This window comes from Parabacteroides faecalis, assembly GCF_022809355.1.
GTDB lineage: Bacteria > Bacteroidota > Bacteroidia > Bacteroidales > Tannerellaceae > Parabacteroides > Parabacteroides faecalis.
The window spans coordinates 1-13,391 of sequence record NZ_JAKZMM010000002.1 but is presented as its reverse complement, the minus strand read 5'-3'; the positions used below and the strand labels follow the sequence as shown (position 1 = coordinate 13,391).

Here is a 13,391-nt window from a genome sequence, read left to right as displayed (position 1 = left end):
ATTTGATAGAACAAAGAAAAAGAATATCAGTTATTTCTCCTAACACGAAACAGATAAAATATACTAGAATATCGACTTCTTGATTTTTTTCTGAAAAAAGTGGATTTTTTGTTCAGGGATTTTTAGGGTTGAATTGTCATATTAATGAAACGGATAAAAAACAGATGGATTACGAATTATTACAACGATATATTGAAGGACGAGTAACGGCAAAAGAAGCGGAACAAGTTGTCGATTGGCTGGATGCGGATGAAGCGCATGTGAAAGAGTTCATGGCTTTACATAAAGCATTCGACATCTCCGTGATGAACCAGTCGGCTGCTCAAACACTTCGGAAACGGGCAAAGCAAATAAAGCTTCGTTCGATAGGAGTCGAACTCGTCAAGATCGCAGCTGTGATCTTACTGGTATTGGGGATTCAATATGGATGGGAGTTCAGACAGTCAGAACAAGATACGGAAGAACGACCCCTGTACCAAACTTTATATGTACCTGCTGGGCAACGCGCAGAACTGATGTTGCCGGATAGTACGAAAGTATGGCTGAATGCTCATTCCAAATTGGTTTATCCACTTTCTTTTCAGAAAGATACTCGGTCGGTGGAACTCTCAGGAGAGGCTTATTTTGAAGTCCGCCGGAATGAAAAAGTGCCATTTGTCGTAAAGACTTCGAAAGTGGATGTAAAGGTATTGGGAACAGAATTTAATGTTTCGGCCTATGAAGAAGAAGCCGACTTTGAAGTAGCTTTATTAAAAGGAAGTGTCTTACTGGAATCATCGAGGTTGCGGGAACCTCATTCGATGAAACCGGGAGAGATGGTTTATTTCAAGGATGGGCAATATTATTCGGGACTTATTCAGAATCCGGATTATTTCAAATGGAAAGAAGGTTTGATCTGTTTTCTGGATGAACCAATTTACAAGATTATGGAAAAGTTGTCTTTGTATTTTGATGTGGAGATACAACATCAGAATCAGGCCTTTTTGAAGGAACGTTATACGGGAAAGTTCCGGAGTAAAGACGGCGTGGAACAGGTGTTGAAGGTTTTACAGATGGAACATCATTTCCGTTATGTAAAAGATAACGAACAGAATGTAATAACAATAAAATAAAGTGCCTATGGATAAATGAAAGAACAAAACAAGAAGCCGGGTAATGCTGCCACATAGCCCGGCTCAAAAAAGTCAGTATTCTGACACTAACGGGAATTAAATCGAATACCAACAAATTAATTGCAACAAAGTTATGAATAAAAAGTTGATCAAGGTGTCAAATGCCTTGTCGTTAACCGAATTTAAGCACATTTTTAGACTGATGAAGCTAACCTCATTATTTGGAGTACTATGTGTTTCTTCGGCCTTTGCTATAAATGTTAACTCACAAAGTCTGCGGGTAAATATCCATGCAAATCAGAAGCAGGCGAAAGAAGTCATCAAGCAAATCGAAGAACAGACAGATTATCTGTTTGTCTATAATCATGACAAAGTAAATCTGAACAACACTGTGACGATCCAGGCAAACAACGAAACGGTTGCCGAAGTGTTAAACCAAATGTTTGCTGGGACAGACATTATTTATGCCATGCAGGGGAATAATATCTTGTTGATGCAGAAAGATGCTGTGGTTCAACAATCCGGAAAAGTTGTAACCGGAACCATCGTTGATCCATCTGGTATGCCTGTGATTGGTGCTAATGTAATGGTAAAAGGTACCACCAACGGAACGATTACCGATATGGATGGTAAGTTCTCATTGGATATAGAAGAAGGTGCAACTTTGCAAATCTCTTATATTGGTTATGCCAACCTGGAAATAAAAGTAGGAAACCAAAAAACATTTTCTATTACGTTAAGAGAAGATAGTCAGTCTTTGGATGAGTTGGTAGTTGTAGGATATGGAACTACGACAAAAAAAGAATTTACAGGTTCTGTTTCTTCTTTTAAGTTAGAAAATTCTCCGATAGCATTATCTTCTAATACAAATGCTTTAGAATCACTAAAGGGTAATGTTTCTGGATTAGATATTGGTGCAACAAATTCTGCAGGAGGGCAACCTTCAATGCAGGTACGTGGACAAAACTCAATATCGGGATCCAATGATCCATTAATAGTGGTAGATGGAATTATTTTTATGGGAAATATTAATGATATTAATCCAAATGATATCGCTTCTTTTGATGTATTAAAGGATGCAACATCGGCTGCTGCATATGGATCACGCTCGGCAAATGGTGTGATTATTATTACAACCAAAAAGGGTAAAACAGGGAAACCTGTTATTAATCTTAATGTTGCAGGTAGTATGCAGAATTGGCATCTTAAACCTAAGTTATTGAAAGGTGAGCAATGGTTAAATATGGTTAGAGATAAAAATAAGTATGAGGATTATAGTTTCTTGTTTAGTCAAGAGAAAGTGAATTATGAGGCAGGTAATGAAATAGATTGGTTAGATGAATCAACTCGTACTGGGTGGATGCAAGACTATCAGATAGCTGTTTCTGGGGCTGGAGATAAAATGAACTATTATATGTCCGCTTCTTATACAGATAATCAAGGTGTTGTCAAAGGTGATGATTTCTCTCGTATGACTGTTTTAGGTAAAATAAATACGAATATTACAGATTGGTTGCAGATTGGCGTTGATGCTGCATATACACATTCGGATTATTCTGGAATTGGAGCGAATTTAACAAATGCACAAATTCTTACACCTTATGATATGTTGTATAGAGCTAATTCAACACAATTAGAAAAATACCCTAATGGACAAAGTGAAGCAGTGAATCCATTGTGGGATGTTGAATCAGGAGGTGTAGATGATGTAGATTTGCGTAATAATTTTAGAATGAATGCTTTTATGTTAGTTAAAATTCCTTGGTTAGAAGGGTTGAGTTATCGTTTAAATTATGCTGGTAATTTGGATTATCGTAGAGTAGGTCAATTTTATCATGAAAATTATTTTGCACCAATTGGCCCATATGATGATGATTCTCGTTATTCTATAACAACTCAACAAAATTATTTATCGGTAGCAAATGGTTATGTACAAAATATAAAAACAACAAGTTGGGTAATAGATAATATTTTAAATTATAAAAATTCATTTGGAGAACATTCAATTGATTTAACAGCTGTTGCTACTCGAGATAGTAAATATGTGAAAGATGAAAAGATGACAGGCTCCGATTTTTCAACTAATGGTAATACTATATTGGGATTAAATGGTTTACATTATGCGAAAATTCAAAAATGGAATAATAATAATACAAAAAGAAGAAATATAGGTTATTTTGGTCGAATATCTTATTCCTTTAGTAATACATATTATTTAACAGCCTCTTATAGGAGAGATGGAGCCTCTGTTTTTGGTTTACAAAGTAAATGGGGGAATTTTTGGGCGGTTGGTTCTGCGTGGCGTATTACAAATGAATCATTTATGAAATCAATAAATTTTTTGGATGACATGAAATTAAAATTATCATGGGGTAAAAATGGTAATCAAGGACTTGATCCTTATGGAACATTATCTACGGTTTCTACAGGTTCTTCTGGTGGTATTTTTTATTCTTTTGGTAATATAGGTTCCCCTACTTATGGTATAAAGCAATCAGTGATAGGTAATACTCTATTAGGTTGGGAAACAACAGAAGCTTGGAATTTTGGTTTTGAATCATCTTGGTTCAATAGTCGTTTATTTGCAGATTTAGATATATATTTTTCCAAAACATATGACCAACTTTTTAATAGGACGATACCTGTTATGACTGGTTTTACTACAATGAAATCATCTATGGGCGAGGTAAAAAATAGAGGTGTTGAGATAACGCTTTCATCAGTTAATATTCAATCAAAAGATTGGAATTGGAAGACGAGTTTAACTTTTTGGCTAAATAGAAATAAATTAACTCATTTATATGGTGATGACTTAAATGCTGATGGTATAGAGGATGATGATATAGGTAATAATTTGTTTATAGGGCATTCTATTCATTCAATATATGGTTATAAACAAAATGGAATTGTTCAAACAAATGATATAGAATATATGGATGCTAATGGAGTAGAGGCTGGTACTCCTAAATATGTAGATATAAATGGGGACGGTTTAATTACTGTTGATGATCGAGTTATTATTGGAAATAAAGATCCTCGTTTCAAATTGAGTTTAGGTAATACTGTTTCTTGGAAGAATTTAGAATTGTATATGTTATTTACTGGAACATTTGGAGGTAATGGTTATTTTCAGGAAAGCAATTTGCCTGCGTATATGGCTGGTGGTCGTTCAGATTTCTTTAGTGCCAATAATATTTATGTTCCATATTGGACTGCTGAGAATCCTAATAATGAATATCCTGCAGCTTGGTTCTCTGGTGATAGTAAATTCTTAGGATTACAAAGTCGTTCTTATGTAAGATTGCAAGATATAACGATTTCGTATATATTTAAGCAACCTTGTATAAAAAAAATCGGTATTGATAATTTAAAAGTATTTTTTACAGGTAAGAATGTTTTAACTATTACAGGATGGAAGGGCGGTGATCCTGAACTGGGTAATGTTTTAACTAGTGGTGCTTATCCTGTTTCTACCACGTTATCTTTAGGTGCTAATATTAGTTTTTAATTAAAAATGAAAAGATTATGAAACAATATATTAATTTAGGAGTGTTGGTATTGACTAGTATGTTGTTTGGTTGTAATGATAATGATTTTTTGAATGAAAATCCTGAAACATTTTATACAATAGATAATATATTTACGACATCCAGTCAAGTAAGTGCTGTAGTAACAAGTTGTTATGATCAAGTTCGATATATTTATTGCCCACAAGAAAATTGGGATTTAGATTTCTATGCATATTGTTTGGGTAATGGAACGGATATGTATGATGTTGCAACAATTCGTTTAGCAAATCGATTTAATGATTATAGTGTTCTTAATTCGGAAACAAAAGGCTTTTATTCCGTATATTCTGCTTTTTATCAATTGATTAATATGGCAAATACAGCATTGATGGCGGCGAATTTGGATAATATAGTTTGGGCTTCGGAAGATGAGAAGGCAAGAATAATTGCAGAGGCTCGCTTTTTTAGAGCTTTTGCTTATCGGAATTTGGGAGAATTATATGGAGGTGTTCCAATTGTAACAGAGTTAGCAATAGAACCTCGTTATGATTATGAGCGTTCTACTCGTTTGGAAACTTATCAATTTGCTATAGATGAACTTGAAGCATGTTTGGATGATTTACCAGAGACTTCAGAAGAAGCTGGTAGGTTAGTTCGTGCAGCTGCTCAGCATAATTTGTGTCAGCTTTATATAGACAAAGGTATTGTTCTATCGGAAGAAGGAGGAGATTCAAATGCAGCTTATCTTAAGGCTATAGAATATGCAGATTTTGTTATTGATGGAGGTTTATATTCATTGATGACAGAGCGATTTGGAATGAGGGCAAATGAAAATCCTCAATTTTATTATGCAAGTTCTGAAGCTGAGCAGACAGAAGAACATTCTTATGAAAATGCAGGTTATGGGATTGACGGGAATGTATTTTGGGATTTATTCCAAGTGGGGAATCAAGATTATCAAGCAGGAAATAGAGAATCTATTTGGGCCATCCAATTTGATTATGAAGTTTATAAACAAGAAGGTTCTAAAGGGACTATTTATGCAGGATATTATTGTCCTGTATTTAGGGATCAAGGAGGAGAGTATGCGACAGGCTCAATGGAGGATGTAGGTGGATTAGGTACTTGTGCTGTACAACCAACCTTCTATACAAGAGATTTGATTTATGAAGGGAAATGGAATGTTGATATGAGAAATTCTGACGCGGTATTTCGTAGAACAATTCTTGGAAATGTACCAGGGTCTCAATATTATGGGAAATTACTTCCTTGGTCTGTTTTATACAGAGAAGATGCTTCTGGACAAAGAAATGATGTAGCAACGACTCAATTATATCCTATTTCATGTAAAATTGGACCGGATTATTATGTTGGTATTGAGGATGGAGAAAATAGGTCTCATATTTTTAGAGACCATTATTTGATCCGTTTACCTGAAACTATATTATTAAGAGCAGAGGCAAAATATAGGTTGGGTAATATGCAATCAGCTGCGAATGATATAAATTTATTGCGAGAACGAGCAAAATGTCAATATAAAGTAGTAGCAAAAGATATTAATCTTGATTTAATATTGGATGAAAGGGCCAGAGAGTTGGTGTATGAAGAAAGTCGTTGGAATACATTACTAAGGATGGGAGGAACTGTTGCTGTTGATCGTATAAAAAAATATGCTTACTGGGATTATCCACGTACAACTTTAAATAAAAAATTTAATTTGTGGCCTATTCCTCAAACTGTTATAGATACAAATAAAGATGTGAAATTGGAACAAAATCCAGGTTGGTAAATATTGTTAATATGAAGATAGTGTTTTATAGACAAATTTATTTATTTATTTATATGTTATTAATGCTTTCATGTAGTCAACAAAAATTTTTACAGGTTGGTCAATTAAAATGTGAAGCATTAATAAATCCGTTAGGGATAGATAACACAACACCTCATTTTAGTTGGATTTTAACATCTCCTAATTTAGGTGAAGAACAGACTGCATATCAATTATTAGTAGCTTCTTCTGAGGTATTATTATCGGAAGATAAAGCAGACTTATGGAATACAGGAAAGGTTAAATCTGATCAATCAATATGGGTCCATTATCAAGGAAAACCTTTAGTTTCAAAAAGTATGGCTTATTGGAAAGTTCGTGTTTGGGATTCAAAAGGAAATGTGACAGATTGGAGCGAACCTGCTTTTTTTGCAGTAGGTCTATTAGAGTCAGATGATTGGAAAGCCCAATATATTGGGATAGATGAATTGGAAGAGCCCAAATCACCACAGTTCCGAAAAACATTTTCTTGGACTCAATCTGACGAAAAAGTATTATTACATGTTAATTCATTGGGGTATCATGAAGTTTATTTAAATGGAAAACCTGTAAGTGATGCCGTATTAACTCCTGCTGTTTCCCAATTTAATAAACGTTCTTTGGTTGTAACATATGATGTAACAGATTTTCTGAATGAAGGAGATAATGATTTACTTGTTTGGCTTGGAAAAGGTTGGTATCATGATGGTATTCCAGGTGTTGTTAAAGGTGGTCCATTTTTTCGTGCTCAATTGGAATCTGTAAAAGGAAGAAATAGTTCTACAATTTTAATTACGGATCAATCTTGGGTAGCTCGTGAAAGTGGATATCAGTCAACGTGGCGAATGCATCAGTTGGGAGGTGAGATTATTGATGGATCTTGTCTTTTATCTGATTTAACAACCTCTTCGTTGGACCAAGTAGATTGGTATAAAGTTAAGATGGTTAAGGTCCCTTCTCATAGTGTAACACCACAAATGGTTGAATTAAATCGAATTCAGAAGGAATGGCATCCTAAAACAGCCGTTGCTTCCGGTGATACAGCTTGGATATTTGATATGGGAACGAATTTTACAGGTTGGACAAAGATTAAGTTTCCACCATTAAAGACTGGGCAGAGAATAAGGATTAGTTATTGTGATTTCTTGGATAGCAATAATCAATTTAGGGATGGTGTTTATGAAGATTATTATATAGCTTCGGGTAGAGAGGATGAGGTTTTTACTAATAAATTCAATTATCATGCATATCGTTATTTGAAAGTTTCTAATTTAAAAGAGTCTCCTGCACTATCTGATATTACAGCTTGTTTGATTCATACGGATTATACAGGAAAGTCTTCGTTTGCTTGTTCTGACAAAGATTTAAATTTAATTCATAATATGATTCATCATACATTAGAATGCTTGATGATCGGAGGAGATATGGTGGATTGCCCTCATGTTGAGAGACTTGGATATGGTGGTGATGGAAATGCTTCAACATTAACGGGACAAACAATGTTTAATTTAGCTCCTACATATATGAATTGGATGTTGTCATGGGGTGATTGCATGCGTGAAGATGGAAGTTTACCACATACAGCTCCAAATCCGTTTTCTGCAGGAGGTGGACCGTATTGGTGTGGTTTTATTATCACTGCTTCTTGGCAGACATATATAAATTATGGAGATACTCGTTTGTTAGATAGGTATTATCCTAATATGAAACAATGGTTAGAATATGTTCAACTTCATTCCCCTAATGGCTTATTACAAAAATGGCCAAATACAACGTATAGAAACTGGTATTTAGGAGATTGGGCTACACCTATAGGGATTGATCAGACGGACTCTTTGTCAATTAATATTGTGAATAATTGTTTTATTGCAATTTGCTATCATACTATGGCTAAAATTGCAGATTTGTTGGGTGAAAATAATGATAAAAGAATCTATACCAATAAGTATGAAACTCTTATTAGGCAAATACAAGAAACTTTTTATGATCCAGAAGCGAAAACTTATTCTACAGGGACACAGATAGATCTAATTTATCCAATGTTGTGTGGTGCAACTCCAGATAATTTAGTATCAGAGGTGAAAAATACTTTATATCAAGTAACTGCAGAGCGTTTTAAAGGGCATCTATCTACAGGGCTAGTTGGAGTTCCAATTATAACTGAGTGGGTAACGAAAAATAATCAAGTTGATTTTATGTATGGAATGTTGAAAAAAAGGGAATATCCTGGGTATTTGTATATGATTGATCGTGGTGCGACAACAACATGGGAACATTGGGATGGTCAACGTAGTCATATTCATAACTGTTATAATGGGATAGGATCTTGGTTTTATCAAGCATTAGGTGGAATTATCCCAGACGAAAGTCAGCCTGGATATAAACATTTCATTATTTGTCCTCAGTTAGTAAATGATATTTCTTGGGTGAGGGTTTCAAAAGATACACCTTATGGATTTTTAAAAGTTTGTTGGGAAAAGAAGCCTGATGTTTATACAATGGATGTTAATATTCCGATAGGAAGTAAAGCTACATTAATAATACCTGTTGAAGCTCAATCTGTTTTTGTAAATGGGAATGAATCTGTAGAAAAGAAAAAATTATTTTTATCTTCTGGTCATTATCAAATACAGTGTAAATAATTGGGTTGAAAATTGTAAATGTTAGAAAAATAGACTGCTCTCTAATAGTGTAAAACATATTGGTTGTGTTTTATAAATTTATTAATTATGGAGGTGGTGATATTTTAAGTGTACACTTTTAAATAACCTTATAAAATAACACTTATGGAGAAATGTAGTTTATGGACGGGCTGTCTGTTATTGGCACTGTTGTTGTCAAGTGGATTTGTAAGTGCGAAATCAGGAGATAAGGATGGTAACATGTCTTCTGAATATACTGTGGCTGCTTATATTTGGCCATCTTGTCATGACGATCCGATGGGAAGAGAGGTGTTGTGGCCGGATGGTACGGGTGAGTGGGAGATTATCAAGAAAGGAAATCCTCGTTTTCCTGGTCATTATCAGCCGAAGATCCCATTGTGGGGATATGAATTGGATAATGACCCGAAAGTGATGGAGCGTTGGATTGATTTGGCTACTGATCATGGAGTTAATACATTCATCTTTGATTGGTACTGGTTTAATAACGGACCATTCCTGGAGAGTTGCTTGAATGACGGCTTCCTGAAAGCTCCGAATAACCGGAAGATGAATTTCTATATTATGTGGGCAGATCATGATGTGGCTCGTAATTATTGGAATGTGCATCGGTATAAGGATGACGATTCCCGGTTATGGAACGGGGCTATTGATTGGCCTAACTTCAAGATTGTGGTACAGCGGGTGATAGAGCAATATTTCAAACAGCCTAATTATTATAAGATACAGGGCGAACCTGTATTCTCTGTTTTCAGTTTGGATAATTTGATCAAGACGTTCGGCTCTTTGGAGGAAACCTGTAAAGGACTGGATTATTTCCGGACAGAAGTAAAAAAAGCCGGTTTCCCCGGTTTGCATATCCAGTTAATGACGGGAGGAGAGCCGAATGATCATTTCTTAAACCAGATAAAGGTTTTAGGAATTAGCAGCTTGACTTTGTATAACTGGGGCGGACCGCATCCGGAAGATTATATCCAATGGGGCACTGAAGCTTTTGAACGTCTGGAGAAATGGAGTGAGGCTGTTTCCATTCCTTATTTTCCGAATGCCTCTATAGGTTGGGATGATACGCCACGTTTCCCTCATAAGACGCAGAAGGATGTGGTTCATTTTAACCAGTCGCCCAGATCGTTTGCAGCCTTTCTACAAAAAGCGAAGGAATATTGTGACAATCATCCTGAGCAACCTAAGTTAATAACCATTTATGCATGGAATGAGTGGGTAGAAGGTGCTTATCTTTTGCCGGATGTAAAGTATGGCTTTGATTACATCCAGGCGGTTAAAGAGATTATGGTCGATAAGCAGTATGAAGTGTATAAGAAAAAATGATGTTATGCCAGGCTTTCTAGGAGTCTTGATAGTATCTTCATATACATTTTCGGCTCTCCCTTCCTCAACCAACAGCCGGTATTGCTGTGCATGTCTCCGCCTACTGGAAGACAAAGGCTGAGGCATGGATAGCTCCGGTCGTCGGGATTTTGTTTCTCTCCATAGATCCAGGTTTCATCGGGCAGGGCGTCGTGAAGAAAGACACAAGGTTGTTCTGACTCCTGAATGGATGAGATAATTTGATGGGCAGTGAGGAGATCGAAGCCACGGTCGTTTTCGATGGAGAAGGAAACGGAGTCGTCCCAACCTTCATTCGTGACGTCCAGTACAAGGATGGCTGAAGGATACCAAGTCTGCTGGCTGCACCAGCGCTTGACTTCCTGTGCACCTCTGGATTCGATCTCTTCATCTCCGGTAAAGGTGATCAGCACATGGTCGCCTATTTTATTCTCCAGCATCAACTGGAGCAAGGCTGTATTGGTCGCACTGTTGTCGAATGTCCCTTTCCAATGTGTATCAGTTTCCTCGCAGAAACAATGGGTGTACACCGTATCGATGTGGGAAGAAACGAGTAACCGGGCTTTTGCCGGAGTAACGCCTTTCTTCCCATAGATGAGAGCCAGCTTTCCAGCATACAATAGTTCATAAGAAGACTCATGCAGCAGACTTTTGATTCGTTCCAACCGATTGGTTCGGGTAAATACCTCGCCGTTATCTTGACTTTCTACCGTCAGTTGTTGTAATAATTCAGAATAAGTCATATCAGTTGTATTTATCGGTTGAACAGATGTCGGATAGCCGCAATCGGATGATAAAGAAGCATACGTGGACCACTGAAGCGCATTACTTCACGCATCTTTTCCCGCATGGCCGGCTTATAGCAGTGGATCGGACATTTCTGGCAGGTTGTCTTGTTTTCGCCGAAAGGACAACGGTCCAATCGTGCGTAAGCATAATCCAATAAAGCTTGGCAACTTGGACATAATTCAGGATTCCCTTCTTTCTTCCGGCAATATAATTTAACCATGATCGTGACGATCTGTTTTTCTTTCTTAATACGCGACATTTTTGCCATACGGTAATAAACACAATCTGTTGAATCTTCTCTATATTTGCCGCAAAATTAGAAAACCTTATGGCTTCTTCAAAAGAAATGACGGTTGGAAAGCCGTTAACGCTCATTTTTAGTTTTACGTTGCCGTTGTTGCTGGGGAATGTATTGCAACAGACTTATTCGTTGATTGATGCGGCAATTGTTGGAAAGTTTTTAGGTATTAATGCTTTGGCCTCCGTTGGAGCAAGTACTTCTGTTGTTTTTCTGATCTTGGGTTTTTGTAACGGTTGCTGTTGTGGTTTCGGTATTCCGGTTGCGCAGAAGTTTGGTGCACGTGATTATGAGACGATGCGTCGTTATGTGGCTGTCAGTTTGCAATTGGCGGTTGTCATGTCTATCTCTGTTGCTCTTATAACCAGTCTTTTCTGTTCAGATATTCTGCGGATCATGCAGACGCCCGAGAATATATTCAAGGATGCTTATCTGTATCTGTTGGTTACATTTATCGGTGTGCCGTGTACCTTCTTCTATAATTTGCTGGCCAGCATTATCCGGGCCTTGGGAGACAGCAAGACACCTTTTTATTTCCTGATGTTTTCAACTGTCCTGAATGTGCTGTTGGATTTGTTTTGTATCCTAGTGTTGGGATGGGGCGTATTGGGAGCTGGTGTGGCAACTGTTGTTTCGCAAGGAGTGTCGGCCGTGCTGTGCTATTTTTATATGTACCGTCATTTCCCGATTATCCAGGGAGATAAGAATGATCGGAAATTCCGTTCGAGACTGGCGGGACATTTATTGGGGATTGGTGTTCCGATGGGATTACAATTCTCGATTACAGCGATCGGAAGCATCATGCTGCAAAGTGCGAATAATGCGTTGGGTACGGCTTGTGTAGCAGCCTTTACGGCAGCGGCTCGTGTCAAGATGTTCTTCTTGTGTCCGTTTGAAAGTCTGGGTATTGCAATGGCTACCTATGTCGGGCAGAATTATGGGGCAGGCAAGCCTGAGCGGGTTTGGCAAGGGATCAAATCCAGTACCGGCATGATGCTGGTTTATGCTGTGTTTACATTTGCCGTTCTGATGTTAGGAGCTCGTCAGATCCTTTATTTGTTTGTTGATCCGAGTGAAACGGAGATCTTGAAAGACGCGATCCTGTATGTACATGTTACGGCTGTCTTTTTCCCTTTGGTGGGTATTTTGTGTATTCTGCGTTACTCCATCCAAGGAGCCGGATTTACGAATCTGGCGATGTTCTCGGGTGTAGCCGAAATGATCGCCCGTACAGTCGTCAGTTTGTTTGCCGTTCCGGTATGGGGTTATATGGCGGTTTGCTTTGGCGATTCGACTGCCTGGCTGGCTGCCGATTTATTCTTGGTTCCCGCTTTTTATTATGTATATAAGAAGATCAAACAGATAAAGCGAGTTTAGGTAAAAAGACGCCGGCTTTTATCCAAAAGACGCCGGGAATTACTGAAAAGCCGGCGTCTTTTGAAACAAAACCAACGAGGAATTGACTATGCCTAAATTTACTTTACACTTTTTTGTTACGTTACTAAAAAACTCTACAGATAAAATAAGTCTTACTAAAAGGCTTTACATTTTACCTTTGCAAAGATAAAAAATACAATAAGGTACAAATCTTCTGATGGTGACATATCATTTATTAATATGAAAAAACTACCGCAAGTTTGTCCATAGCGGCTGGAGGCGCGTAGCCTCCAAAGAGCGTCAAGTCTCAGAGAGACTTCTTATTTGCACAGGAGTTTTCATCTGGTTGCTTCTATGCGGACGTTTTTCATTATAGAAATTGACAATCCTGTCAAGCAATTCCTTTGCTTCAACAAAGTTGTTTGGCCGCTTCATCCTGTAAAGCCATTCCTGTTTGATAATGCCGTTCACTCGTTCAGCCACAGCATTGTC

At 37.2% G+C, this 13,391-nt stretch carries 9 protein-coding genes; 6 read left to right on the top strand and 3 right to left on the bottom strand.

Annotation, left to right across the window (positions count from 1 at the left end):
* Window positions 1–164: 164 nt before the first annotated feature.
* From MUN53_RS00860 to MUN53_RS00840, 5 genes are all read left to right on the top strand, one after another.
* Entirely contained in the window at window positions 165–1,112 is a 948-nt protein-coding gene (locus tag MUN53_RS00860) for a FecR domain-containing protein (RefSeq protein ID WP_243323021.1), read from the top strand.
* A 133-nt stretch (window positions 1,113–1,245) separates the two neighbouring features.
* Window positions 1,246–4,620: a TonB-dependent receptor gene (locus MUN53_RS00855; protein ID WP_243323020.1), complete on the top strand. Its 3,375-nt coding sequence runs from the start codon at window positions 1,246–1,248 to the stop codon at window positions 4,618–4,620.
* 17 nt (window positions 4,621–4,637) lie between these two features.
* Window positions 4,638–6,410 (top strand): RagB/SusD family nutrient uptake outer membrane protein, encoded by a 1,773-nt coding sequence (locus tag MUN53_RS00850; RefSeq protein ID WP_243323019.1) that lies wholly within the window; start codon window positions 4,638–4,640, stop codon window positions 6,408–6,410.
* An 11-nt stretch (window positions 6,411–6,421) separates the two neighbouring features.
* Window positions 6,422–9,070, top strand: a complete 2,649-nt coding sequence (locus tag MUN53_RS00845; RefSeq protein ID WP_243323018.1) for an alpha-L-rhamnosidase — start codon at window positions 6,422–6,424, stop codon at window positions 9,068–9,070.
* Window positions 9,071–9,214: 144 nt separating this feature from the next.
* Window positions 9,215–10,417 (top strand): glycosyltransferase WbsX family protein, encoded by a 1,203-nt coding sequence (locus MUN53_RS00840; protein WP_243323017.1) that lies wholly within the window; start codon window positions 9,215–9,217, stop codon window positions 10,415–10,417.
* A gap of 2 nt (window positions 10,418–10,419) precedes the next feature.
* Here the strand turns inward: MUN53_RS00840 and MUN53_RS00835 are convergent, their stop codons facing one another.
* Window positions 10,420–11,178, bottom strand: coding sequence for a M20 family metallopeptidase (locus MUN53_RS00835; RefSeq protein ID WP_243323016.1), 759 nt, complete (start codon window positions 11,176–11,178; stop codon window positions 10,420–10,422).
* A gap of 11 nt (window positions 11,179–11,189) precedes the next feature.
* Window positions 11,190–11,483 carry a nitrous oxide-stimulated promoter family protein gene (locus MUN53_RS00830; RefSeq protein WP_243323129.1) on the bottom strand — a complete coding sequence of 98 codons (294 nt, stop codon included), beginning with the start codon at window positions 11,481–11,483 and terminating at the stop codon, window positions 11,190–11,192.
* A 69-nt stretch (window positions 11,484–11,552) separates the two neighbouring features.
* Between MUN53_RS00830 and MUN53_RS00825 the strand changes: the two genes are divergently transcribed.
* A complete protein-coding gene (locus tag MUN53_RS00825) occupies window positions 11,553–12,899 on the top strand; it encodes an MATE family efflux transporter (protein WP_243323014.1) in 1,347 nt (448 codons plus the stop codon).
* A 300-nt stretch (window positions 12,900–13,199) separates the two neighbouring features.
* On the opposite strand, the gene MUN53_RS00820 is transcribed toward MUN53_RS00825, so the two are convergent.
* The coding region (locus tag MUN53_RS00820; RefSeq protein ID WP_243323012.1) for an integrase core domain-containing protein at window positions 13,200–13,391 on the bottom strand (192 nt) is incomplete at its 5' end.